Raw genomic sequence first — 25162 nt, 5'->3', positions numbered from 1 at the left:
AGCCCGCCCCGGCGAGCGGGCGAATTGGTGAGGTGAGCCTTCCCTTACCTGCCTCGATCGAGTTTGACCTGCCGCTCGGTATGTCTAAGGTGCTTGACGAACAACCGACAAGCCGTTGTTAATGACCCCAAGTACCGACAAGCCGCCAGGAGGACCCGGTGAAGCAGGGCGTGCAGGGCTCCGCCGGGGCGCGGAACGGCGCGCGGGTGCCGGCGCAACAGCGCCCGGCGCGCGCCGAGCGCCCGGCGCGCGAGCCGGACGCCGGTGCGCCGGGGGCCGTACCGGGCGGTCTCACGCACGGTGACCGGCCGGTCGCCGGTCCGTCGGCCGCGGCCGAGCGCCCTTCGGTGCGCCGGTCCTCGGTGCGCGGACAGATCCTGGAGGCGCTGCGCACGGCGCTGGTGACCGGGGAGCTGAGGCCGGGCGAGGTGTACTCGGCGCCGGTGCTCGGGGAGCGCTTCGGGGTCTCGGCCACGCCCGTGCGGGAGGCCATGCAGCAGCTCGCCCTGGAGGGCGCCGTCGAGGTGGTGCCCAACCGCGGGTTCCGGGTGGTGGAACGCGGGGCGCGCGAGCTGGCCGAGCTGGCGGAGGTGCGGGAGCTGATCGAGGTCCCCGTGATGCTGCGGCTGGCCCGGACGGTGCCGGCGGAGCGGTGGGCGGCGCTGCGGCCGCTGGCGGAGGATTCGGTGCGGGCGGCGGCCTCGGGCTGCCCGGCCGCGTACGCCGAGTCCGACCGGGCCTTCCACCGGGCGATGCTGGGGCTGTCCGGCAACGAGGAACTGGTCCGGATCGCGGAGGACCTGCACCGGCGGGCGCAGTGGCCCCTCGTCGGCGGCACCGTCCGCCACGCGCGCGCGGACCTGGCCGCGGACGCGGCCGAACACGTGACCCTGCTGGACGCGCTGGTCGCCGGGGACCTCGACGTGGTGCCGGGACTGGTGACCGAGCACTTCGCGGGCGCGAGCTGACCGGCGCCCCGGGCCGCACGAAAACACCGGCCGGGCGCCTCGGGGAGGCACCCGGCCGGTGGTACGCGGCCCGCCGCGACGGCGGGCCGCCGCCTCAGGACCCGTCGGAACCGCGCTCCTCGTGCGCCGTCTTCGAGAAGCCGTCGTGCCACGCCGCCTTCGCCCCGGAGTCTCCGATCCGGTACACGTCCACCACCGCGCCCACCGCGACGACCACGGACAGCACGCCCACCACGACCCGCACCGGAAGCGCGGACCAGCGCCCGCCGCGCTCGGCGCCCGCCGTGCGGCGTCCCGCCCACCACACGAACGCCGCGAGGACGAAGAGGCCGAGGGCCCACGGCAGCAGCCCGTCGCCCAGTTCGGTGTGCCTGCGCACCAGTGGGTCGGAGTCGACGTGCCGCTCCAGCCACTCGCCCGCGTTGGTGGTCAGCGGCACGCTGACGAGCCCGACGAAGGCCAGCACGGGCAGCAGCACGCCCAGCCGCCGCGCGGCCCGCGGCCACAGCGCCGCCGCCATCAGGGCGAGGGCCGTCAGGGGTATCAGGACCACGACGACGTGCACGAGCAGGACGTGGGCCGGCAGGCCGTTGACGAGTGTCATCCGACGTTCTCCTGGAGTGGGGGCTCGGGGCGCGTCAGACTGGCACAGCCGTCTCTCAGTTCCCTCTGAGCACCCCGTCCCCCCGGCCACCTCCGCTCACGCGGTCGCGGTCCCGGCCGCCGGCGGGGCCAGCTGGGCCGCCAGCCAGGTCGGTACGCCGCCCAGGAGGCGGAACAGGCGGCGGGCCTCCTCCCGCAGCCGGGACGCGGCCGGTTCCTCCTCGGTGTCGGCCAGCGACACCAGGGCCGGCGCCGTGCCCACCAGGTAGCCCAGCTCCTCCCGGATCCGCAGGGACTCGGCGAAACCGTGCCGGGCCTCCGCCAACTCCCCGTCGCGCAGGGCGAGTCCGGCGAGATGGCGCCAGGTGAACGACAGCAGCAGCGGGTCCGCGTGCGCGGTGGCGCCCGCGTGCGCCCGGCGGTAGGCGGCCCGCGCCGCCTGCGGCGAACGGGACAGGTTCTCCGCGAGCAGCCCCCGGCGGAAGTCCAGCAGCGCCCGGCCCGCCGCCCCCGGCGGGATCAGCGCCGCCGCCCGCCCCAGCGCCGCCCGCGCCTCGTCCACCCGGTCCCGCACGCCGTGCAGGGTCGCGGCGTAGGCGAGCTGGCCGCGTTCGCAGGCGGCCGCGCCCCGCTCCTCGTCGGTGTGCGCGAGCGCCTCCGCCGTCCGCAGCGCGTCCTCCGCGTCCGCCCAGCCGCGCTCGGTGTACAGGCAGCGTTCGACCAGCAGCATGGCCCGTTGCAGCGCCGCGCCCGGGCTGTCGGGTGGCAGCAGGGCCGCGGCGTCGGCCCAGCAGGCCCGCGAGCGCAGCCTCCATACCGCGGTCTGGAGAGGATCGTCACCGGCGGTCGTTCCGTTCCCAGACATGGCGGTATGCGCCACGTTGACCTCCCCTAGCACGCCATCGAGCCCATGAGTGGTGGCCGCATTCCAGCACCGATCGAGTGGCGGGGCCAAGAGGGTGGGTGAAACTTTTCACAAAGTGGCGGGGAGCCGGCACGCCGTGCTTCGTCCGCTTCGCCCGGTTCGGTTCAGCTCATCCGCAGTGCCAGGAAGAAGTCGAGCTTGTCCTCCAGGCGGGACAGATCGCGCCCCGTCAACTGCTCGATCCGGCCGACCCGGTAGCGCAGCGTGTTGACGTGCAGGTGGAGCCGGGTGGCGCAGCGCGTCCAGGAGCCGTCGCAGTCCAGGAACGCCTCCAGGGTCGGGATCAGCTCCGCCCGGTGCCGGCGGTCGTAGTCCTTCAGCGGGTCCAGCAGCCGGGCCGTGAAGGCGCGGCGCACGTCGTCCGGGACGAAGGGGAGCAGCAGGACGTGGCTGGCCAGCTCCTGGTGGCCGGCCGCGCAGACCCGGCCGGGGCGGGCCGCCGCCACCCGGCGGGCGTGCCGGGCCTCCTCCAGGGCGCCGCGCAGGCCCTCCGCCGAGTGCACGGCCGCGCTGACGCCGAGGGTGAGCCGCCCGTCGTCGTCCAGGCCCGCCGCCAGCGGCTCGCGCACCGCCCGCAGCAGGGCGTCGGCGAGCAGACCGGTCTCCGCGCCCTCGTGGTCGGCCGCGACGGCGGGCACGGCGGGCAGCGGCACCAGGGCGACCGCCTCGTCACCGGTGTGCGCCACGGCGATGCGGTCGGACGGCTCGGGGCCGGTCGCCAGCGGATCGACCAGTACCTCCTCCAGCAGGGACTGGGCCACCGGACCGCCCTCGATCTCCTCGCCCTCCCACTCCACCCGGGCCACCACGACCTGCCAGTGCGGGGCCGCCCCGAGTCCGGGCAGCAGCACCGGCGCGGCGACCCGCAGCCGGGCGGCGATCTCGGCGGGCGCGGCGCCCGTCTGCACCAGTTCCAGGACCTCCTGGGCGAGCCGGCGCCGCACCGTGCGGGCCGCCTCCCGGCGGTCGCGCTCGACGGCTATCAGCTGGGTGACGCCCTGGAGCAGGTCCATGCGCTGCTCGGGCCAGTCGCCCGCGTCCGCCTCCACGGCCAGCAGCCAGTCCGAGAGCACCGTCTCGCGCACGTCGCGGACGGCCTGCGGGGCGCGCCCCGAGGAGCGGACCGGGAAGAGCGAGTACGTCGTGCCGCCCAGCGGCACCCGGTGCGGGCCGCGCCTGCCGCTGCGGGTGGCGGCCAGGTGCTCGGCGGCCAGCCGGGCGCAGGTCTCGGCGGGCAGGGCCGGGCCCGCCACCTTGGAACCGGCGATCAGCCGGCCGGTGGGGGAGAGCACCCAGGCGCGCATGTCCAGGTCCGAGCCGAGCAGGTCGAGCACCACGTCCGGGCCGCCGCCCGCCGGGCCCGAGGTCATCATCCGGCGGTGCCGGTCCACGACGGCGGCCAGGTCCCCGGCGCGCTCGCCGGAGACCTGGCGCACGACATGCTCGGTGACCGTGGCGAAGGAGACCGACTCGTCCACCGCGAACAGCGGCAGCCGGTGCTTGGCACAGGCCGCCACCAGGTCCTCCGGCACTCCGCCCAGCTCGGCGGTGCCGGATGCGAGGGCCGCCACCCCGGCCTGCACCAGGATGCGCACGAAAGGCTCGGAATCCGCCGCGTCCCGGCGCCAGGCCAGGCCGGTCAGCACCAGCTCACCGCCGGAGAGGTAGCGGCTGGGGTCGCGCAGGTCGGTCGTCATCACACCGCGCACCGAGCGGTCCAGCTCGTCCTCGCCGCCGAGCAGCAGCAGGCCCAGCGCATCGGTGTCCAGCAGTGCGCGCAGCCGCATCTCGTCGCCGCCGTTTCTGTGTCTCGAAATCTACGATGGATCTTGGGAGGGTGAAGGGGGAGCGACCGGCGCGGCGCCCCGGGGCCCGCTCGGTATCTCCGCCGCCGCTCCCGCCGCCGGCGGGAAGCCGCTTACCCGTGTGCCGGGAGAAACGGAGAGGATTCCGATGTCCTCCGTTCATACGAATCTACAAGATGCTCGGCCTGGCCAGCGAACTCCTTCATGGTTTCGGTGACTGACCCCGCCGGAGTACGCGGCGGTGTACTGGCTCCACTCCGCGTCAACAGGACAGGAACGAGCCGCGCCCGCCGCACACGGATTGGCTCACCTCGCACAACCCACGAGACGAAGAAGAGAGCCGGTCATGGACTTCCTTCGCCCCGCCAGCTGGGAGGAGGCGCTCGCCGCGAAGGCCGAGCATCCCACCGCTGTGCCGATTGCGGGTGGCACCGATGTGATGGTCGAGATCAACTTCGACCACCGCAGGCCCGAGTACCTGCTCGACCTCAACCGAGTCGGCGAACTCTACGAATGGGAGGCCGGCGAGGACACCGTACGGCTGGGCGCCTCCGTGCCGTACACCGCGATCATGGAGCGGCTCCGTGCCGAGCTGCCGGGCCTCGCGCTCGCCGCGCACACGGTCGCCTCCCCGCAGATCCGCAACCGCGGCGGCGTCGGCGGCAACCTCGGCACGGCCTCGCCCGCCGGCGACGCCCACCCCGCGCTCCTCGCGGCCGGCGCCGAGGTCGAGGTGGCGTCGGCCGCGCGCGGCACCCGCATGATCCCGATCGACGCCTTCTACACCGGCGTCAAGCGCAACGCGCTCCAGCCCGACGAGCTGATCCGCGCCGTGCACATCGCGAAGGCCGACGGACCGCAGCAGTACTCCAAGGTCGGCACCCGCAACGCCATGGTCATCGCCGTGTGCGCCTTCGGGCTCGCCCTGCACCCGGCCACCCGCACCGTGCGCACCGGCATCGGCTCCGCGGCGCCCACGCCGGTGCGCGCCACGGCCGCGGAGGAGTTCCTCAACGCGGCCCTGGAGGAAGGCGGCTTCTGGGACAACGGGAAGGTCGTCACCCCGTCGGCCGTCAAGCGGTTCGCCGACCTGTGCGCGGCCGCCTGCAACCCGATCGACGACGTCCGCGGCACCGCGAGCTACCGCCGCCACGCGATCGGCGTGCTGGCCCGCCGGACGCTGACCTGGACCTGGGAGTCGTACCGCGGCGCCCGCCGCACCACCGAGGGAGCTGCGTGATGCGCGTCAACTTCACCGTCAACGGACGCCCCCAGCAGGCCGACGACGTCTGGGAGGGCGAGTCCCTGCTCTACGTGCTGCGCGAGCGGCTCGGCCTGCCCGGTTCCAAGAACGCCTGCGAGCAGGGCGAGTGCGGCTCCTGCACGGTCCGGCTCGACGGCGTGCCGGTCTGTTCCTGTCTGGTCGCGGCCGGGCAGGCCGAGGGCCGGGACGTGGTGACCGTCGAGGGGCTGGCCGACTTCGCCAGGCAGCGCGCCCAGGGCGAGGGCGAGGGCACCTCCCTGGACGCGGCCAAGGGCTGGCAGGCCGCGGGCGGCACCGACTCGCAGACCGGCGAGGGCGCCGGACTCGCCCCGATCCAGCAGGCGTTCATCGACGCGGGGGCCGTCCAGTGCGGGTTCTGCACCCCGGGCCTGCTCGTCGCCTCCGACGAGCTGCTGGAGCGCAACCCGAACCCGTCCGACGCCGACATCCGCGAGGCGCTGTCGGGCAACCTGTGCCGCTGCACGGGCTACGAGAAGATCATGGACGCGGTCCGCCTCGCGGCCGCCCGCCAGTCCGAGGGGGTCTGACCATGCCCGCCAACGGCGCACCCACGAAGATCACGCAGGGCTCCCGCACCAAGGGCGGCATCGGCGAGTCGACCCTCCGGCCGGACGGCACCCTCAAGGTCACCGGCGAGTTCGCCTACTCGTCCGACATGTGGCACGAGGACATGCTCTGGGGCCAGATCCTGCGATCCACCGTCGCGCACGCCGAGATCGTCTCCATCGACACCTCCGAGGCCCTGGCCCTGCCGGGCGTGTACGCCGTGATGACGTACGACGACCTGCCCACCGAGGTGAAGCACTACGGCCTGGAGATCCAGGACACCCCGGTGCTCGCCCACGGCAAGGTGCGCCACCACGGCGAGCCGGTCGCCATCGTCGCCGCCGACCACCCGGAGACCGCCCGCCGCGCCGCCGCGAAGATCAAGGTGGACTACCGCGAACTCCCGGTGATCACCGACGAGGAGACGGCCCTCGCGCCGGACGCGGTGCTCGTCCACGAACACCGCGACGACCACCACATCGGGCACGTCCCGCACCCGAACATCGTGCACCGCCAGCCGATCGTCCGGGGCGACGCGGCCGCGGCCGCCGCCCGCGCCGACGTGATCGTCCGGGGCGAGTACACCTTCGGCATGCAGGACCAGGCCTTCCTCGGCCCCGAGTCCGGCCTCGCCGTCCCCGAGGAGGACGGCGGCGTCCACCTCTACATCGCCACCCAGTGGCTCCACTCCGACCTGCGCCAGATCGCGCCCGTGCTCGGCCTGCCCGAGAAGAAGGTGCGGATGACCCTGGCCGGCGTCGGCGGCGCGTTCGGCGGCCGCGAGGACCTGTCCATGCAGATCCACGCCTGTCTGCTCGCGCTGCGCACCGGCAAGCCCGTGAAGATCGTCTACAACCGGTTCGAGTCCTTTTTCGGGCACGTCCACCGTCACCCGGCCAAGCTGTACTACGAGCACGGGGCCACCCGCGACGGCAAGCTGACCCACGTCAAGTGCCGGATCGTGCTGGACGGCGGCGCCTACGCCTCCGCCTCCCCGGCGGTCGTCGGCAACGCCTCCTCGCTCGGCGTCGGACCGTACGCCGTGGACGACGTCGACATCGAGGCCATCGCGCTCTATACCAACAACCCGCCGTGCGGCGCCATGCGCGGCTTCGGCGCGGTCCAGGCGTGCTTCGCCTACGAGGCGCAGATGGACAAGCTGGCGCACCGACTCGGCCTGGACCCCGTGGAGTTCCGGCAGCGCAACGCCATGGAGCAGGGCACCCTCATGCCCACCGGACAGCCCGTCGACTCCCCGGCCCCGGTCGCCGAACTGCTGCGCCGTGTCAAGGCGATGCCGCTGCCGCCCGAGCGGCAGTGGGAGTCCAGCGAGGGCGCCGACGTACGGCAGCTGCCCGGCGGCCTGTCCAACACCACGCACGGCGAGGGCGTCGTCCGCGGCATCGGCTACGCCGTCGGCATCAAGAACGTCGGTTTCTCCGAGGGGTTCGACGACTACTCCACCGCGAAGGTGCGCATGGAGGTGATCGCGGGCGAACCGGTCGCCACCGTGCACACCGCGATGGCGGAGGTCGGCCAGGGCGGGGTCACCGTGCACGCCCAGATCGCCCGCAGCGAACTCGGCGTCTCCCGGGTGACCATCCACCCCGCCGACACCCAGGTGGGCTCGGCGGGCTCCACCTCCGCCTCCCGCCAGACGTACGTCACCGGCGGCGCCGTCAAGAACGCCTGCGAACTTGTCCGCGAGCGCGTCCTGGAGATCGGCCGGCGCAAGTTCGGCTCCTACCATCCGGCCTGGGCCACCGCGGAGTTGCTGCTGGAGGGTGGCAAGGTCGTCACCGACGGCGGCGAGGCGCTTGCCGACCTGGTCGACGTCCTGGAGGGCGAGGCCGTGGAGGTCGAGGAGGAGTGGCGGCACCGGCCGACCGAGGCGTTCGACCTGCGCACCGGGCAGGGCAACGGACACGTCCAGTACTCCTTCGCCGCGCACCGCGCCGTGGTCGAGGTGGACACCGAGCTGGGCCTCGTCAAGGTCGTCGAGCTGGCCTGCGCCCAGGACGTCGGCAAGGCGCTCAACCCGCTGTCCGTCACCGGCCAGATCCAGGGCGGCACCACGCAGGGCCTGGGTGTCGCGGTGATGGAGGAGATCATCGTGGACCCGAAGACCGCGAAGGTGCGCAACCCCTCCTTCACGGACTATCTGATCCCGACCATCCTCGACACCCCGACCATCCCGGTCGACGTCCTCGAACTCGCCGACGAGCACGCCCCGTACGGCCTGCGCGGCATCGGCGAGGCCCCGACGCTGTCCTCGACCCCGGCCGTGCTGGCCGCGATCCGCGACGCCACGGGCCTGGAACTGAACCGCACGCCGGTGCGCCCGGAACACCTCACTGGCACCGCGTAGCCCCACCCGCCGCCGCGGGCACCCCCATGCGGGTGCCCGCCGCGGCACCCCGGCGCCGGGCGACCGCTCGTCCCCGGCCCACCCCACACGTGCAGCGCCGGGCCGTCCCCCGGGTTTACGTGCACATCCCAAATCCCGCGCTCCCCAGCGGAGTCGTGGGTGCCCCTGTGAACCTTGGGAGACGGCACCATGACCCACCCATCAGTGGAGCCCAGGACCACCGCCGAGGACGCCGGAGACGGCAGCCGCGTCCCGGCCGGCCGGTCCTGGCTCGACCGGTACTTCCACATATCCCGCAGAGGATCCACGGTCGCGCGCGAGGTGCGCGGCGGCATCACCACCTTCATGGCGATGGCCTACATCCTCCTGCTCAACCCCCTGATCCTGTCCGGCAAGGACGTGCACGGGGACACCCTCGGCCAGAAGGCCCTGATCACCGCGACCGCCTTCGCCGCGGCCCTCACCACCCTGCTGATGGGCTTCGTCGGCAAGGTGCCGCTCGCGCTCGCCGCCGGCCTGTCGGTCTCCGGTGTGCTGTCCGCGCAGGTGGTCCCCCACATGACCTGGCCGCAGGCGATGGGCATGTGCGTGCTGTACGGCGCCGTCATCATGCTGCTGGTCGTCACCGGCCTGCGCGAGATGATCATGAACGCGATCCCGCTCGCGCTCAAGCACGGCATCACCATGGGCATCGGCCTGTTCATCGCCCTGATCGGCTTCTACAAGTCCGGCTTCGTGCACCAGGGCAAGGGCACCCCGCTCGGCCTGGGACCCGCGGGCCAGCTCACCGGCTGGCCGGTGCTGCTCTTCGCCGGCACCCTGCTGCTGATCTTCATGCTCCAGGCCCGGGGCATCCCCGGGGCCATCCTCATCGGCATCGTCTCCGGCACCGTCGTCGCCGCCGTCCTCAACGGCCTCGGCGTCATCGACCCCCGCCAGTGGGCGGGCGGCGCGCCCGAACTGCACGGCGGCGCGGTCTCCATGCCGGACTTCTCGCTCTTCGGCCACGTCGGTTTCGGCGGCTGGGGACAGGTCGGCGCCATGACCATCGCGGTGATCGTCTTCACCCTGGTCCTGGCCGGCTTCTTCGACGCGATGGCCACCATCATCGGGGTCGGCACGGAGGCCCGGCTCGCCGACGCCCAGGGCCGGATGCCCGGCCTGTCCAAGGCGCTGTTCATCGACGGCGCGGGCGGGGCGATCGGCGGGGTGACCGGCGGCTCCGGGCAGACCGTCTTCATCGAGTCGGCGACCGGCGTCGGCGAGGGCGCGCGCACCGGCCTGGCCTCCGTGGTCACCGGCCTGTTCTTCGCCGCGTGCCTCTTCTTCACCCCGGTCACCGCGATCGTCCCGCAGGAGGTCGCCTCCGCCGCCCTGGTCGTCATCGGCGCGATGATGCTGATGAACGCCCGGCACGTGGACTGGGGCGACCGAGCCACCGCCATCCCGGTCTTCCTGACCGTCGTCCTGATGCCGTTCACGTACACCATCACCACCGGTGTCGCCGCGGGCGTCGTCTCCTGGACGGCCATCAAGGCGGCCCAGGGCCGCTTCCGCGAGGTCGGCGCCTTCATGTGGGGCCTGACGGCCGTCTTCCTGGTCTACTTCGCGCTCCATCCCGTCGAGGGCTGGCTCGGCGTCCACTGACCGCCAGCCGCGCCCCCGACCCGCCCTTCGCACACATTCGTTGAGGAGACCGACAGATGCTGGACATCGCCGAGGAGCTGAACCGGTGGGCCGCGCAGGGCCGTGACTTCGCCGTCGCCACCGTGGTGGCCGTCGGCGGCAGCGCGCCCCGGCAGCCCGGCGCCGCCCTCGCGGTGGACGCCGACGGCACGGCCATCGGCTCGGTCTCCGGCGGCTGTGTGGAGGGCGCGGTCTACGAGCTGTGCCGGCAGGCCCTCCAGGACGGCGAGACCGTCCTCGAACGCTTCGGCTACAGCGACGAGGACGCCTTCGCGGTCGGCCTGACCTGCGGCGGCGTCCTCGACATCCTGGTCACCCCGGTCCGGGCGAACGATTCCGTCCGGCCGGTGGCCGCGGCCGCGCTGGCCGCCGCCGCACGCGGGGAGGCGGCGGCGCTCGCCCGGATCACCCGGGGGCCGGCCGGGCTTCCGGGCCGGGCCCTGCTGGTGCGCCCCGACGGCTCCTCGTACGGCGGCTTCGGCGCCCACCCCGAACTGGACCGCACCGTCGCCGCCGAGGCCCGCGCCCTCCTGGACGCCGGGCGCACCGGCACCCTGGAGATCGGCGCCCGCGGCTCGCGCTGCGGCGCGCCGGTCACCGTCCTGGTCGAGTCCTCCGTGCCGCCGCCCCGGATGATCGTCTTCGGCGCGATCGACTTCGCCGCCGCCCTCGTGCGCGCCGGGAAGTTCCTCGGCTACCACGTCACGGTGTGCGACGCCCGACCGGTCTTCGCCACCCGCGCCCGCTTCCCGGAGGCCGACGAGATCGTGGTCGAGTGGCCCCACACCTATCTGGAGCGCACCGGGACCGACGGCCGCACCGTGCTGTGCGTCCTCACCCACGACGCCAAGTTCGACATCCCGCTGCTGCGGGTGGCGCTGCGGCTGCCGGTCGCCTACATCGGCGCGATGGGCTCCCGGCGCACCCATCTCGACCGCGCGCGGCGGCTGCGCGAGGCGGGCGTCACCGAGCCGGAACTGGCCCGGCTGCGCTCCCCGATCGGCCTCGACCTCGGTGCCCGCACGCCGGAGGAGACGGCCCTGTCGATCGCCGCGCAGATCGTCGCCGAACGGCGCGGCGGCAGCGGCCGCGCGCTGACCGGCGGGCACACCCCGATCCACCATGACGCGGGGGAGGCGCGGATCGGCTCGGTGGCGTGAGAGGGCGCGGGAAAACCGATTGCCGCGCGCCCCGGCCCCCGGGTTGCATGGGGACCATGGTCTCCACCGACCGGCTCTTCGCCTTCGCGGCGCTGTCCCTCCTGCTGATCGTGATACCCGGCCCGAGCGTGCTCTTCGTCATCGGGCGGGCGCTGGCGCACGGCCGCCGCACCGCGCTGACCTCCGTGGCCGGCAACACCCTCGGGGCGTACGTCCTCGTCGTCGCCGTGGCCCTCGGCGTCGGTCCGGTGGTGGAGCGCTCCGTGCCGCTCTTCACCGCGCTCAAGTTCGCGGGCGCCGCCTGCCTCGTGTACCTCGGGGTGCGGACCTGGCGCCGGCGCGGCTCGCTGCGGGCGGCGTTCGAGTGGACGGAGCGTCCCGGGCGGGGCGGGGGCCTGCGCACCCTCGGGGAGGGCTTCGCGGTCGGCGTGGCCAACCCCAAGACCATGGTGTTCTTCGCCGCCGTACTGCCCCAGTTCGTGGATCGCGCCCAGGGGCGGGTGCCGCTCCAGATGCTGCTGCTCGGCCTGGTCTTCAACGTCGTCGCGCTGGTCTCGGACAGTGCCTGGGGGCTGGTCGCCTCCGCCGCCCGCGGCTGGTTCGCCCGTTCGCCCCGGCGGCTGTCCGCGGTCGGCGGCATCGGCGGCCTGACCTTGATCGGGCTGGGCGTGACGGTGGCGGCGACGGGTCGCAGAAACTGAAGTGCCGTCGCCTGGAAGGCCGTTCAGGGGCGCGTGAGCAGCCGGTCCAGCGCGCGTGCGAACAGCATGCGGGACGTACCCCTGACGATGCCGTCGAGGGCGCGGGGCAGGGAACGCACCCGCAGGTCCTCCCGCCACCGCACCCGGCTGCCGCCCCCGGGACGCGGCCACACCTCGATCTCCGCCCAGCCGAGGATCACCCGCCCCCGCTTCTCCAGCCGGCACAGCCCGCCCTCCTCGCCCAGGGGCGGGCGCCAGACGGTCACCTCCATGGTGTCGTCCAGGGTCAGCGGCGCGACGCCCGAGCGGGCGGTGAAGCGGGTGCCGACCCGGGTCGGCCCGGGGGTGAGCACCCTGATCCGGGTCAGCGGCACCGCACCGGCGTGGCGGGGCCACTCGGTGAGGCGGCGCCATGCCTCGTCCGGGGAGAGCGGGACGGCACGGGTGAGGGTGAAGGTCGGCACGGCACCGATCGTAGGCGGTGCCCGTCGCACTGCCGTGAGTTCGCCGCCCGCTCACCCGGTCGGCCGAGCGGTGGTGCCCCGGGCGGCTCAGGGACGGTAGACCTTGCCCGGCTCCGCCTTGCCGGGGGCGAGGAGCTGGGGGACCGTCACGAAGTGGTAGCCGCGGTCCTTCAGGGCGTCGATGATGCCGGGGACGGCGGGCACGGTGCCGGGGTAGATGTCGTGCAGCAGGATGATCCCGTCCCGGTCGGCCTGTTCGAGGACGCGCTTCTCGATGAGCGCCGAGTCGTTGGTCGCGTAGTCCTTGGCCGTGACGCTCCACAGCACCTCCGCGAGCCCCAACTCCTTGCAGATCTTGTGGATGTTGGCGTCGGTGCGGCCCTGCGGCGGGCGCATCAGGGTGGGCTTGTGCCCGGTGAGCCGTTCGATCGCCTCGTTGGGCCGCACGAGTTCGTCGCGCACCTGGTCGTCGGATATGTCGGTGAGTATCTTGTGGTCCCAGGTGTGGCTCGCCACCTCGTGCCCCTCGGCCGACATCCGCTTGACGAGCTGCGGGTACTTCTCGATGTGCCGCTTGCCCAGCAGGAAGAACGTCGCGTGGACCTTCTTCTCCTTCAGGATGTCCAGCAGCCTGGGGGAGTTCTCGCTGGGGCCCGCGTCGAAGGTGAGCGCGATGCACTTCGCCTTGCGGCAGTCGACGTCGCCGAACTTCGCGGGCGATCCCTGCGCCCCCTGCGCCGCCTGCTTCCGCGCGGTGCCCGGCGAGGTGGTGTCGACCTGGGCGCAGCCGGTGAGGGCCAGCGCCAGGCCGACCGCGGCCGAGACGAGCGCGGCCGCGCGGAACCCGCGGCGCCGTTGGCGCATCTTCCCGGTCGCGGAAGCGGGCGTCGGGTTCGTGTTGATCGAAAAGGCCATGCGTGGACTATACACACAGTGTATAGAGGGACGTTCGGATATGTTCGGACCTTCACATGCCGCCACCTCGTGCACACTGGTGGTTCCGGGCCGGTACGGGGAGTAACCTCGGCGGCATGACGCGCACGGGGGAACGAGCCGTCAAGTCCCGCTTACGCACACCGACCTGGATCGCCCGCATCGAGGACCCGGACGGTGTGGTGCTCGGCGCCGGGGTGCTGCTCGCGGCGGACCGGGTGCTCACCGCCGGCCATGTCGTCACACCGGGCGCGCCGTACGTCGTACGACTCGTCGGCGTGCCGGGACAGGGCGCCGTCGCCGCCACCGTCCGCCCGGACGAGCACGTACCGGAGCGAGAGGACGCGTTCGGCGACCGCAGTGGCGACCTCGCCCTGCTGAGCCTCGCCGAACCGCTGCCCGCCGAACACGCCACCCGCCTCTACCGGCTCGCCTCGCCGCACGGACCCGTGAGCATGTACGGCTTCCCGGCCGGCGACGACGGCGGCCGCTGGCACGGCGCCACCCTGGTCGCCGCGCGCGGCCGGGACAGCCGGGTGCAGCTGCGCCCGATCACCCCGGACGAGCTGGCCGCGCCCGGCTTCAGCGGCGGCGGAGTGGTCGACCACGCCACCGACCAGGTCATCGGCATCGTGCTCAGCGTGGACGAGGGGCAGGTCTCCGCCTTCAGCCAGATGAGCCCCACCGAGACCATCCTCAGCCATCTGCCGCAGGTCGCCGCCTGGACCGACGGCGCCGAGGCCGTCGACCCCCGGCTGCGCAGCCGTGCGCCGGGCGGCGGCGGGCGGCTCGACGTGCCCTTCGCCACCGAACTCGCCGGCTGGTTCCGGGGCGAGGGCTGGCCGGTCCTGGTCACCGTGGTGCCGGACCAGGGTGACCGCGCCTTCACGCTGGAGCGGGCCGTCACCCTCGCCGACCGGGAGCTGCGCACTCACCGCAACACCAGCGCCTTCAGTGACGACCCGCCCGAGACCGTGCCCCCGGCCGGCGCGCACGACCTCGCGCTCGACGTCAAGGGGCTGACGGCCACCCAGGTCATGGACCGCATCGCCGAACGCCTCGGCATCCGCGACGACCCCCGTCCGGAACGGCTCGCCACCCTGCGGGTCCCGCTCGCCGCGGTCCTGGTCGGCGTCGACGAGTCCGCCGATCCGGACGCCCTGCTCGCCCTGCTGGACCGGCTCGCCCGGCACGGGGCCCGGCTGCTGCTGGTCCACCGCCGCCAGGGCGGACGCGCGGCACAGGCCGCCGAGTCCCTGGTGCACCGGCCGCTGCGCGCACGCTGGTCCCGGCTCGCCGCGGAACTCGACCGCGTCGTCGACGAGTTGGGCCCCGCCCTGGACACCCGCCGGGACCGGGTGACCGCCGGGCCCGGCACCGGGGCGCTGCTGGACGCGGCCGAGGCCGCCGTCGGCCGCAGCCGGATGCTGCGCGCATGGGTCGCCCACAGCTCCCCCGCGGACCGCGAACCCAGGCGCGCCGACCTGCTGTTCACCTTCGAGGACGCCGCCGAACGCCGCCGCCAGCGCCTGGACCAGGCCCTCGCCGTCCTCGACGCCCGCCTGCGCCGCTGGGAGGAACTCCGCGGCCGGGTCACCGCCGAGTGGCCCCTGTGCCGCGCCCGCGCCTCGGAGGACGGCGACCGGGTGATCGCCGCCTACCGCCTCTACGAGTCCGCCCTGGTGCTGCTGCGCCGGGCGCCGTGCGACATCGAGGCGGCGGAGACCGCGGTGGAGCGGTTCATCGGGTTCTGCTCGGGAGCGGGGGGCGACCCCGCGGACGACGCCGACTCCACTGGCGGAGAAGGGCGTTCCAGGGCCGCCGGGGGCCCGGGGCGGGGGCGGGAGACGCGCGGACCGGGTGAGGCGGACGGTGACCCGGGGACGGGCGGTCGTCCCAGGGCGTCCGGTGGCGGGGAACCGTCCGATCGTCCGCGGTCGCCCGGCGGCGGTGGCGCGACGGACCACGCACGCCCCTCTGGGGCGCAGGAGGACGGCGGTCCACGGCTCTCCGGGACGGCGGAGAACGGCCGGGCCCGATCACCGGACCCGGAGCCGGGCGCTCGCACCGGGGCGTCACGAGCCGGGGCGGTGCCGGACCGGCCGTCGCCTCCCGGGGCCGCCGGCGCCGGCCACCTCCCTCCCCCCGACCCGCCGCCCTGGCGGGAGCCGCCGTTCACGGGAGGAGCGGGCGGACGTCTTTGGCCGCACGACGAGGGGGTGGCCGGACACACACCGCCACCCGGTGCCGCTCCGCCCCGGTCCGGCGGCAGCGACGGCGCGGCCGGCCGTCCCCTGCCGTGGCGGGCCGGCCGCGGAGCCCGGAAGGAGCGTGACGCATGACCTCCTGCGTACGGCCCGGATGCGCCGGGCGCATCATGGACACCGGGTACTGCGACACCTGCGGGCACCGGCACGTCGAGCCGCACAGCGCGCCGCCCCGCGCCGGGGCCCGCACCGGGCAGGCCGCCACCGCGCCGGTCGTGACCGAGGAGAGTCCGGGACCGGCGACCGTGCACGCCGTCGCCGGGGTCGGCGAACTCGACCAGCACGGACTGGTCGTGCTGCCCGAGGTGCCCGAGCCCGACGACGTCCTGGTGGCGGACCCCAGCCCGCCCACCGGTGGCCGCCGCTGCGACGGCGGCGACTGCAGCATGATCGTCGGGGTCGGCTACGGCGGCCAGCCCGCCCGCGCCACCGGACGCTGCCCCCGCTGCGGCACGCCGTACTCCTTCCTGCCCCAGCTGTCCCGCGGCGAGCTGGTCGCGGACCACTACCGGGTGCTCGGCTGTCTCGCCCACGGCGGTCTCGGCTGGATCCACCTCGCCGAGGACACCCGCGCCGAGGGCCACCGCGTCGTCCTCAAGAGCCAGATCAACGCGGGCGGGGCGCTCGCCCGCCGTACCGCCGTCGAGGAGCGCCGCTCCCTCACCGACCTGCACCACCCGGACATCGTGCGGATCATCACGTACGCCGAGCACCGCGCCGCGGGCGCCGAACCACCCACCGGGTACCTGGTGATGGACTACATCGGCGGCCGCTCCCTGCAACAGCTCTTCGACGCCGACGACATCGAGCGCGTCTTCCACGGCCGCCCCCGCCTGGACCACGTCCTCACCTACGGCTGCAAGATCCTCGGCGCCCTGGAGTACATGCACGAACGCGGCCTGCTCTACTGCGACATGAAGCCCGCCAACGTCATCCACTTCGGCCGGGCCGTGAAGGTCATCGACCTCGGCGCGGTCCGCGCGATCGGCGACCGCGCCTCCGCCTACATGTACACCGCGACGTTCGCGCCGCCGAAGGAGGAGATCGACCGGCGCGGCTGGCACATCGACAGCGACCTCTACACCGTCGGCATGACCCTGCAAGCCCTGGCCCGTGCCACCGAACCGGCCCGGGGCCTCGCCCCCGACTCCTTCCGCCGGCTCATCGCCCGCGCCACCCACCCCGAGCCCCGCGCCCGGTTCCGCTCCGCCGCCGAGATGTCCCGCCAGCTGTGGGAGGTGCTGCGGGAGTTCAGGTCGCTCCAGTTCGGCGAGCAGCTGCCGGAGAGTTCCACCCGGTTCCGCGCCACCGGCGCCAGCCTGGACGCCGGACTCGGCGCGATCCCCGCCCTGGACCACTGGACCGCCCGCCCCGCCGGGCACCCGGCCGAGCTGGACGTCTCCCCGCCCTCGCCCGCCGAGGTCGCCGGCGCCCTGCCCGAACCGGTCCCCGACCCCGCCGACGGCGCCGCCCTGCTGCTGGACACCTTCTCGCCCGACACCCCCGACCGGGTGGCCCGGCAGTGGCCCCGGGAGTCCCGCTACGGCACCCCGGAGACCGCACTGTGGCTGTGCCGCGCCTACCTCAGGCGCGGCGAGCGGGACGAGGCGGCCGGCTGGCTCGCGGAGGCCGAGACCCAGCTCGGCGAGCGTGCCGCCGCCCACGACTGGCGGATCGCCTGGCACCGCGGCGTGCTGCACCTCAGCAGGGGCGAAGTGGAGCCGGCCGGTGCCCGGTTCGACGCCGTGTACCGGGCGCTGCCCGGCGAGTACGTGCCCAAGCTCGCCCTCGGCCACTGCGCCGAGCACGGCGGACGCACCGCCCGCGCCATGCGCTTCTACGAGGCCGTGTGGAAAAGGGACTTCGCGCACACCGCCGCCGCCTTCGGCCTGGCCCGCGGCCACCTGGCCGGCGGTGACCGGGACGCCGCCGTCCGCGTCCTGGACGACGTACCGGCCACCTCCCGCCACCACGACGCCGCCCGCGTCGCCGCCGTCCGCATCCGCGCGGGACTCCTGCACGGCCGCCCGCCCACCCCCGCCGACCTGGCCGACGCGGCCCGCAGACTGCCCGAACTGCGCCTGGACGGCGGCGCGCGGGACGGCGAGTCCCGGGCCCGGCTGGTCGCCGAGGTCCGCGAGAACGCCCTGCACGGACGCGTCCTCGGCCGGCCGGCCGGAGACCTCCTCGGGCCCGGCGACGAGCACGGCCTGCGCACCCTGCTCGAACACTCCTTCCGCCAGCTGGCCGCCCAGGCCCGCACGGCCGGGGAACACGGCCGGCTGCTCGACCTGGCCCACGCGGTGCGGCCCCTGACGACCTTCTGAGGACACCCATGAGCCCTGGAGAGAGACACCGATGACCGTGGCCGAGGAGACCGAGGTGACGCTCACGGTCGGCCAGGAGACGGACCTGCCCGCCGAGCCGGCCGGCCGGGGGCGGGGCGTCGAACGGGAGATGCACGCCATCCTGGAGATCGGCGTCCGCGGCGGCGCCGGGCTGATCGGCGGACGGACACCCGGCGGCGCGCCCGCGCTGGCCGAGGTGCTGATCGTGGACACCTCCCGCTCCATGCTCCACCCCGCCACCAAGCTCCACGCGGCCAAGGACGCCACCGTCGCCGCCGTCCGGCTGCTGCCCGAGGGCACCGCCTTCGCCGTGCTCTCCGGCCGCTTCCACGCGGGCGTCGTCCACCCCGGCCCGGACCGCGCGGCGCTCGCCGTCGCCGGGCCCGCCGAACGCGCCGCCGCCGAACGGGCCGTCCGCATCCTCGACGCGGACGGCGGCACCGCCATCGGCACCTGGCTCGACCTCGCCCGCCGCCTGCTCAAGGACCACCCCGCGGCCGTCAAGCACGTCCTGCTGCTCACCGACGGACGCAACGAGCACGACCACCGGGCCACCATGCCCCTGGACACCGCCCTCGACGCCTGCGAGGGCCGCTTCGTCTGCGACGCCTGGGGCATCGGCGACGACTGGGACGCCGACCTGCTGCTGCGCATCACCCGACGGCTGCACGGCCGCGCCAGGGCCGTCCGCGAGGACCACGAACTCCCGGCCGCCTACGAGGAGTTGGTGAACGGCCTGCTGGGCACGGCGGTGCCCGAGCTGCGCATCAGGCTCACCCCCACCCCCGGCACCGTCATCCGCCGGGTCACCCAGGTGGTCCCCGGCGAACAGGAACTGCTGCCCGCCGGCGCGACCGGCCGCGCCACCGAGTACGTCACCCGCGCCTGGGGCGAGGAGGTACGGCACTTCCAAGTGGTGCTGGCCGCCGACCCGACCGGCCGCGAGCGGGGCGAGTACCTGCAACTGGCCGCCGTCGAGATCGCGGTGCCCGACTTCGGCCACCCGGTGCGGCTGCCCCGGCCCCGGCCCATCCTGGTGCGCTGGACCGACAACCCGCTCGACGCCTCCCGGCGGCACCCCGCAGTGCGCAGACACGAGCTGTACCAGCAGGCCAGCGCCGCCGTGGCCCTCGCCTACCGGGCCTGGCTGCGCGGCAGCGAGGGCCGACCGGCCGCCGACCGGGAGTTCGCGCGGGCCGTGCACCTGGCGGGCGAACTCGGCGACACCCACCTGCTCGACGCGCTGCGCCGGATCGAGGACGGCCCCGGCAGCGGCCGTGTCCGCACCGGCCTGAAGGACGTCGACTGGCAGCACCTCATCCTCTCCAGCGCCATGACCAGCCCACCGCGCCACCCGGCCGGCGACCCGTCACCGCCCGCCCCGCAGGCGCCGCCCGCCGCCGACGGTCTCGTCGAGTGCCCGGACTGCGGCTGGCTCGGCCCGGCCGACTCGGTCTACTGCGGCGGCGACTGCGGCCGTCGGCTGAGGGGGCCGTCCGCATGAGCACCGACAGGGATCCGGCGGGGCGCGGGGCGGGGGAGCGCGGGTACGAGGCCCGCGCGAGCGGCTCCGAGCCGGGAGCCGGCGCGCGCCCCGATCCGGCCACCGGCGCGCCCCCGGACGCCCGCCCCGGCGCCCGCTCCGGCGCTCACCCGGTGGAGCCGCACACCGCCGCGGCGGCCCGCTCCGGCGCGCCGGCGGGCGCGTCCGGCCCCGCGCCCCGGGCCGACCACCGGGCCCCGGCCGACGGCGGCCTCGGCGGACCGGCGCACCCGCTCGGCCGGCGCCGGCGCCCCCGGCCGGCCCCGGGCGCCAGCACGACCGCCCACGAACTCGCCGTGCGCCACCGGCTGCTGCTCGCCCTGTCCGCGCTGCTCACGCTGTCACTGTTCATGTCGTACGAGGGAGTGCACGGCGACGCCGACCCGCTGCGCACCTCCAGCGCCCCGGCGGTGCTGTCCATCGACACCGCGCTGTACGCCCTCGGCGAGGCGGAGCGGGACGCCGGGGCCGCGACCCCGACCAGCGACTTCCAGAAGCAGATCTCGGTCGCCGCGCAGAGCCTCGCGGCCGCCGCCGGTGACAACGTCGGCGGACCGCCGGGCCGGCAGGCGTTGCAGACCGTCGCCGCGCTGATCACCGTGTACGCGGTCAAGGTCCAGCAGGCCCAGCTCCAGCCCGCAGGCAGCGCCCTGCGCCAGGCGTACCTCAGCTACGCCACCAGCATCCTGACCGACAAGGGCTCCGGGATACTGGCCAGGCTGAAGATCCTTCAGGCACAGCAGCGCGCCGCCGTGCACCGGCAGACCTCCTTCGGGCCGCTGCTGTGGCTCGGCTGGGCCGCGACCCTGGTGATCGCGCTCACGCTGGCCGGCTGCCTGCTGGAGACCCAGCTGTTCCTGCGCCGCCGCTTCCGGCGCCGCTACAACCGCGGGCTGCTCGCGGCCGGCACCCTGCTCGCGGCCGGGCTCGCCGTCACCCTGCTGTTCACGGTGTGGACGCACCAGGGCATGACGGACACCCGGCGGTTGCTCGACCGCCGGCTCACCGGGCCGGCCATCACCGACGCGGGGCGGGAGACCGCCGCGCACCTGGCACACACCGGCTTCCGCGCCTCGGCGGCCGGGGGAATCCCGATAGGGGGCATCCTGGTCATGGCACTGGCCGAGACGGGCCTGCGGCGGCACATCGACGAGTACCGGTTCAGGCCGCGGTGAGCGCGCACCCGGGCGGCGGACCCGCGCGCCGCCGCACCCGTACCGTCACCGTGGTGGCGAGCTGCCTCGTCCTGCTGGCGGCGGCCGTGGTCCTCGGCGTCCGCGCCGCCGGCCGGGAGCCGACCGTCACCCTGCTGGCCAACTGGACCGGGCGCGACGAGGACAACCTGCGGCGGACGGTGATCGAGCCGTTCGAGCGGAAGTACCACGTACGCGTGGACTACCAGGGCAGTTCGGCCGAGAGCCAGGTGCTCGGCGCCGATGTGGAGGCCGGTACGCCGCCGGACGTGGTGGTGCTGACCGGGCCCGGCGAACTCGCCGACTACGCCGGGCAGAAGCAGCTCCAGCCGCTCGACGGCCTCATTTCCCGGGAGGACTTCGGCGCGTCCTGGGCCACGCCGCTCGCGGACGGACACGTCTACTGGTTCCCGCTCAAGGCCGACCTCAAGAGCATCGTGTGGTACCCGGCCGGCACCGGCGAGCGGCAGCGCAGGCAGGCCAGGGACCAGCCGGCGCAGTGGTGCGTCGGCATGGGCTCCGGGGCGACCAGCGGATGGCCCGGCACCGACTGGATCGAGGACATCCTGCTCCAGCAGCAGGGACCGCGCACCTACCAGGCGTGGGCGGGCGGCCGGCTGTCCTGGCGCTCCCCCGAGGTGCGGCGGGCGTGGAGGACCTGGGGCCTGCTGATGGGCGCGGGCACATCCGACACCCTGCTGCGCCGCACCCTGCAGACCGACTACGGGAAGGCGTCGGCGCCGGTCGCCGCGAACCCGCGCGGCTGCACGCTCGAACACCAGGCGTCCTTCATCCGCACCCAGTCCGACGCGTGGGGCCGGGTCGACGGCCGCTACGAACCCTCGGCCCGGCTCATCCCCGGTGCCACCGCGCGCGACGCCTGGGAGGTCTCCGGCGACCTGGTCGCCCTGCTGCACGCCACCCCGCAGGCCGAGCGGCTGATCCGCTACCTCGCCTCCGCGGACGCCCAACGGGCCTGGGCCACCGCGGAGTCGGGCTTCTCGGTGCACGCCGGGGCCCAGCCCGCCCCCGGCGCGGCGGGACCCGCCTGGCACCGGGGCCTCGCCGCGACGCTCCTCGACCGGGGGGCGGCCCACTGCTTCGACGCCTCGGACGCCATGCCGCCCACCGTCCGCGACGCCTTCGCCGAGGCCACCATCGACTACCTGGCCCACCCCGGCCACCTCGAAGCCCTTCTCACCAACCTGGACACGCTCACCCGAACCCCGGACCAGACGTGGCTGCCGTCGGTGTGCGACCAGGTGCCCTGACCGCCGGGGGGGGCCACCGGGCGGCCGCGGCGAAGGGCCCGCCCGGTCACCCGGCCTCCCTCAGCCGATCCTCAGCGCCCGCCCCTGCGCCCGGCCCGCCTGTGCCGCCGGGCGGCGGGTCGCGGGGTCCAGGGGGTTCGGACCGATCGCGGCGGCGGACGCCTCGTCCGGGGCGACCAGGGTGACCTCGGCGCCCCGGTCCCGCAGGTCGGCGACGGTCCGGTCCAGGGGGTGGTCGCTGGGGAAGGGCTCGACGGCGCCCAGCGGCAGCAGGACCAGGACGCGGTCCGCACCGGCGGCCAGGTCGACGTTGGCGACGGAGCGGACACCGCCGTCGACGTAGCGGCGCTCGCCGATCGTCACCGGCGGCCACACCCCGGGCACCGCGCAGCTCGCCGCGACCGCGTCCACCAGGAGGACACCCGAGTCCCGGTCGAGGATCCGTGACGCGCCGCTCTCCGCGTCCACCGCGACGATCTTCAGCGCCCGCTCGGGCCACGCGTGGACCGGCAGCCGGGACTCGATCACCGCCCGCCGCTCCGGCTCGCCGACCGTCCGCGCGTCGAGCGCCAGCCGGCCGACCGCGCGCCGCAGCTCGGCCGGAGAGGCGGCCGTCTCCTGCGCGGCACCGATCTGTGCGGTGAACTTCTCCAGGTCCAGCTCGGCCATGATCTCCGCGGCCTGCCGCGCGGGGTCCACCTGCCGCGCGTACAGCTCCTCCAGGCCGAGCCCGCTGCCCAGTTGGGCCGCGACGGCCGCCCCGGCCGAGGTTCCCACGAGCAGACCGGCCCCCGTGACGTCCTGTCCCGTGTCCGCGAGTCCCGCGAGCAGCCCGGTCATCCAGGCGATGCCGCCCACCCCGCCGCCACCCAGCACCAACGCCTCGGTCATCTCAGCTCCTTGGACGGAATCGATCTCCCCCACGCCAACGGCCGTCGGCGCCGCGGTCATTCCCGTCGGCGCCACCGGCTACAGTCGGCCCATGGAACTGCGGCAGCTCGGTTATTTCGTCGCCGTCGCCGAGGAGCTGCACTTCGGGCGGGCGGCGGACCGGCTGCACATCGTGCAGTCCGCGGTGAGCCAGCAGATACAGCGGCTGGAACGGGAACTGGGCGCCGAGCTGTTCGACCGCTCGCCGCGCCGGGTGCGGCTGACACCGGCCGGGGAACGGCTGCTGCCACGGGCGCGCGCCGTGCTCACGGCGGCCGAACAGGCCCGCGCCGCCGTGGCACCGCCCGTGGGACTGCGGCTCGGCACCAGCACCGGCCTCGGCACCCACCTGGACCGGGTGCTCGCCGCGTTCGCCGAGCGGGCCCCCGGCGTCCCGGTGGAGCTGTGCTCGCTGCCGGTCGGGGAACGGCTGGCCCGCGTCGCCGCCGGCCGGCTCGACGCGGCCTTCGTGCGCGGCGCCGAACCCCCGTCCGGCGTGCGGGTGCTGCCCCTGTGGTCCGACCCGCTGGTGGCCGCCGTACCTGCCGCGCACCCGCTCGCCCGCGCCCCGGAGATCGACCTGGCCGACCTGGCCGCGCTGCCCCTCGCGCTCACCCCGCGCCGCAACAACCCCGTCCTCGTGGACCTCGTCGTCGGCGCCTGCCACGCGGCCGGGTTCGAGCCGGTACCGGGGCCGCTGAACGGCTCCCTCCAGGACACCCTCGCCACCATCGGCGCCCGGCCCCTGTGGACCGTCGTCTTCGCCTCCCACGCGCGTGTGCTGCACACCCCCCGGGTGGCCTACGTCCCCTTCCGCGCCCCCGGCCTCGCCCTGTCCACGGGGCTCGCGGTACCGGCCGCGGACCCCACCGAGTACCTGGAGAGTCTCCTGCTGGCCTGCACCGATCACGAAAGCTGATCGCCGCGGTCGCGGACTGCTCCTTGGTCGGCGGCGTCCCGCGCGGTGGACTGGACCCCGTACACACGAAAGGGCGGCAACGGCCGCCCGGGACAGAGGAGTCCAGTCATGCCGATCGTCACCATCCAGCAGGGCCCGCGGGACGCCGAGCTGAAGCGTGACCTGGTCAAGCGCGTCACCGACGCCTTCGTGGACGCGTACCGCATCCCCGCCGAGAGCGTGCAGGTGTGGATCCACGAGGTGCCCGCGGACAGCTGGGGCGCGGCGGGACGGCTGACCGCCGACAAGTAGTCCCGCGTCCCACGGGGGTGGACGTGGAGAGGGAGGCGTTGCGGGCTGCTCGTGGTCGCTCGCAACGCCCCCCTGGCCTTACCCGAGGGGTGCTCGGGGGTCCTTCCGGGTCACGAGTCGACCTGTGCGGTCACCTGGTCCGAGAAGGTGGTCAGCCGGGTGTAGACACCCGGGTAGCCCGCCTCCGCGCACCCCTCGCCCCAAGAAGTGATCCCTGCCAGGACGCCCCCGATGAGCAGGGGACCGCCGCTGTCGCCCTGGCAGGTGTCTACGCCGCCGGAGCTGTATCCGGCGCACACCATGTCGGACTGCACGTAGTCCGAACCGTAGGAGGAACGGCAGCTGGAGTCGGACACGACCGGCACGGTCGCGGTCCGCAGCTGGTTGGCGGAGCTGCCGTTCTCCGAGGTCGTGCCCCAGCCGAGGATCCGGGCCGTGGTGCCGGCCGCGTACACGTTCGTCTGGGTGGAGGAGACGTACGACACCGGCTTGTATGGCATCGCCGTCGAGAGGGTCAGCACGGCCACGTCGTCGCCCTGGGTGGCGTCCCGGTAGTCCGGGTTCACCCAGATCCTGCCGACCCGGCTCACCGTGCCGTCGGTGCCGTCGAGCTTGGTGCGGCCGCCGACGACGCGGACACTGCCGGTGGTCTCGCCGGCCATGCAGTGCGCGGCCGTCACCACCTTCTTGGCGGCCACCAGGGTGCCGCCGCAGAACTGGCTGCCGGCCGCGTCCGTGATCTGCACGACGAACGGGTAGGCGGCGGTGGTGGTCGCCGTACCGCCGACGATGGGCTGGGGAGCCGCGCTCGCCGTGGGGGCGGCGAGCAGCGCGGTCGCCGCCGCGGCGGCGCCGGCCAGCACGGTCGCGGCGGTCTGTCTGGCACGTCTGGGCCCGAACATGAGTCTCCTCAGTGGGTTGCACCGGTGGGGGGTTCGCACGGGCGGGGGTTGTGC

The 25162-nt window shown here is 74.7% G+C and carries 21 protein-coding genes; 14 read left to right on the top strand and 7 right to left on the bottom strand.

The genetic code is table 11. The features are described 5' to 3' along the window. Nucleotides 1-158 precede the first annotated feature (158 nt). Nucleotides 159-968, top strand: coding sequence for a GntR family transcriptional regulator (locus HZZ00_RS26525; protein WP_180328810.1), 810 nt, complete (start codon nt 159-161; stop codon nt 966-968). A gap of 94 nt (nt 969-1062) precedes the next feature. Here the strand turns inward: HZZ00_RS26525 and HZZ00_RS26520 are convergent, their stop codons facing one another. The 3 genes from HZZ00_RS26520 to HZZ00_RS26510 form a co-directional block, all read right to left on the bottom strand. Beyond that, nucleotides 1063-1572, bottom strand: coding sequence for a DUF2231 domain-containing protein (locus tag HZZ00_RS26520; protein ID WP_180328809.1), 510 nt, complete (start codon nt 1570-1572; stop codon nt 1063-1065). Between the two features lie 96 nt (nt 1573-1668). Further along, complete coding sequence (locus HZZ00_RS26515; RefSeq protein WP_074994022.1) at nt 1669-2436, bottom strand: hypothetical protein; 768 nt, start codon at nt 2434-2436, stop codon at nt 1669-1671. 164 nt (nt 2437-2600) lie between these two features. Further along, nucleotides 2601-4283, bottom strand: a complete 1683-nt coding sequence (locus HZZ00_RS26510; protein WP_180328808.1) for a PucR family transcriptional regulator ligand-binding domain-containing protein — start codon at nt 4281-4283, stop codon at nt 2601-2603. 364 nt (nt 4284-4647) lie between these two features. On the opposite strand from HZZ00_RS26510, the gene HZZ00_RS26505 reads away from it, so the two are divergent. The 6 genes from HZZ00_RS26505 (at nt 4648) to HZZ00_RS26480 (ending at nt 12047) form a co-directional block, all read left to right on the top strand. Then, nucleotides 4648-5541: a xanthine dehydrogenase family protein subunit M gene (locus tag HZZ00_RS26505; RefSeq protein ID WP_180328807.1), complete on the top strand. Its 894-nt coding sequence runs from the start codon at nt 4648-4650 to the stop codon at nt 5539-5541. Then, nucleotides 5541-6113, top strand: a complete 573-nt coding sequence (locus HZZ00_RS26500; RefSeq protein ID WP_180328806.1) for a (2Fe-2S)-binding protein — start codon at nt 5541-5543, stop codon at nt 6111-6113. Before HZZ00_RS26505 ends, HZZ00_RS26500 begins: the two co-directional genes overlap by 1 nt. Before the next feature lie 2 nt (nt 6114-6115). Further along, entirely contained in the window at nt 6116-8500 is a 2385-nt protein-coding gene (locus HZZ00_RS26495; protein WP_180328805.1) for a xanthine dehydrogenase family protein molybdopterin-binding subunit, read from the top strand. Between the two features lie 189 nt (nt 8501-8689). Further along, nucleotides 8690-10147: an NCS2 family permease gene (locus HZZ00_RS26490; protein ID WP_180328804.1), complete on the top strand. Its 1458-nt coding sequence runs from the start codon at nt 8690-8692 to the stop codon at nt 10145-10147. A gap of 56 nt (nt 10148-10203) precedes the next feature. Next, nucleotides 10204-11346, top strand: a complete 1143-nt coding sequence (locus HZZ00_RS26485) for an XdhC/CoxI family protein (protein WP_180328803.1) — start codon at nt 10204-10206, stop codon at nt 11344-11346. Nucleotides 11347-11402: 56 nt separating this feature from the next. Then, nucleotides 11403-12047, top strand: a complete 645-nt coding sequence (locus HZZ00_RS26480; protein ID WP_180328802.1) for a LysE family translocator — start codon at nt 11403-11405, stop codon at nt 12045-12047. A 23-nt stretch (nt 12048-12070) separates the two neighbouring features. Here HZZ00_RS26480 and HZZ00_RS26475 read toward each other — a convergent pair whose 3' ends face one another. Together HZZ00_RS26475 and HZZ00_RS26470 are read right to left on the bottom strand one after the other, a co-directional pair. Continuing rightward, nucleotides 12071-12511, bottom strand: a complete 441-nt coding sequence (locus HZZ00_RS26475; protein WP_180328801.1) for an SRPBCC family protein — start codon at nt 12509-12511, stop codon at nt 12071-12073. An 87-nt stretch (nt 12512-12598) separates the two neighbouring features. Then, entirely contained in the window at nt 12599-13375 is a 777-nt protein-coding gene (locus tag HZZ00_RS26470) for a polysaccharide deacetylase family protein (RefSeq protein WP_180333718.1), read from the bottom strand. Between the two features lie 167 nt (nt 13376-13542). Here HZZ00_RS26470 and HZZ00_RS26465 point away from each other — a divergent pair, with 167 nt between their 5' ends. From HZZ00_RS26465 to HZZ00_RS26445, 5 genes are read left to right on the top strand one after another with little or no spacing between them, the layout of a single operon-like run. Then, nucleotides 13543-15786, top strand: coding sequence for a serine protease (locus HZZ00_RS26465; protein WP_257585378.1), 2244 nt, complete (start codon nt 13543-13545; stop codon nt 15784-15786). Further along, nucleotides 15783-18038 carry a tetratricopeptide repeat protein gene (locus tag HZZ00_RS26460; protein WP_180328800.1) on the top strand — a complete coding sequence of 752 codons (2256 nt, stop codon included), beginning with the start codon at nt 15783-15785 and terminating at the stop codon, nt 18036-18038. The genes HZZ00_RS26465 and HZZ00_RS26460 overlap by 4 nt, the downstream gene beginning before the upstream one ends. 31 nt (nt 18039-18069) lie before the next feature. Then, on the top strand, nt 18070-19563 hold the full coding sequence (locus HZZ00_RS26455; RefSeq protein ID WP_180328799.1) for a vWA domain-containing protein: 1494 nt from the start codon (nt 18070-18072) through the stop codon (nt 19561-19563). Continuing rightward, nucleotides 19560-20777: a hypothetical protein gene (locus HZZ00_RS26450; RefSeq protein ID WP_306856119.1), complete on the top strand. Its 1218-nt coding sequence runs from the start codon at nt 19560-19562 to the stop codon at nt 20775-20777. Before HZZ00_RS26455 ends, HZZ00_RS26450 begins: the two co-directional genes overlap by 4 nt. Then, a complete protein-coding gene (locus HZZ00_RS26445; protein WP_180328798.1) occupies nt 20774-22066 on the top strand; it encodes an extracellular solute-binding protein in 1293 nt (430 codons plus the stop codon). Before HZZ00_RS26450 ends, HZZ00_RS26445 begins: the two co-directional genes overlap by 4 nt. A 60-nt stretch (nt 22067-22126) precedes the next feature. Here HZZ00_RS26445 and HZZ00_RS26440 read toward each other — a convergent pair whose 3' ends face one another. Continuing rightward, nucleotides 22127-22957 carry a patatin-like phospholipase family protein gene (locus tag HZZ00_RS26440; RefSeq protein ID WP_180328797.1) on the bottom strand — a complete coding sequence of 277 codons (831 nt, stop codon included), beginning with the start codon at nt 22955-22957 and terminating at the stop codon, nt 22127-22129. A gap of 91 nt (nt 22958-23048) precedes the next feature. Between HZZ00_RS26440 and HZZ00_RS26435 the strand changes: the two genes are divergently transcribed. Further along, a complete protein-coding gene (locus tag HZZ00_RS26435; RefSeq protein ID WP_180328796.1) occupies nt 23049-23915 on the top strand; it encodes a LysR substrate-binding domain-containing protein in 867 nt (288 codons plus the stop codon). Nucleotides 23916-24023: 108 nt separating this feature from the next. Further along, a complete protein-coding gene (gene dmpI / locus HZZ00_RS26430) occupies nt 24024-24206 on the top strand; it encodes a 4-oxalocrotonate tautomerase DmpI (protein WP_070025604.1) in 183 nt (60 codons plus the stop codon). Between the two features lie 110 nt (nt 24207-24316). On the opposite strand, the gene HZZ00_RS26425 is transcribed toward dmpI, so the two are convergent. Beyond that, on the bottom strand, nt 24317-25108 hold the full coding sequence (locus HZZ00_RS26425; protein WP_180328795.1) for a trypsin-like serine protease: 792 nt from the start codon (nt 25106-25108) through the stop codon (nt 24317-24319). Nucleotides 25109-25162 lie beyond the last annotated feature (54 nt).

It is taken from the genome of Streptomyces sp. NEAU-sy36, from assembly GCF_013423905.1.
Lineage (GTDB): Bacteria > Actinomycetota > Actinomycetes > Streptomycetales > Streptomycetaceae > Streptomyces > Streptomyces misionensis.
Note: the sequence above shows the minus strand (reverse complement) of the source record. Positions and strands in the feature narration are given on the sequence as shown.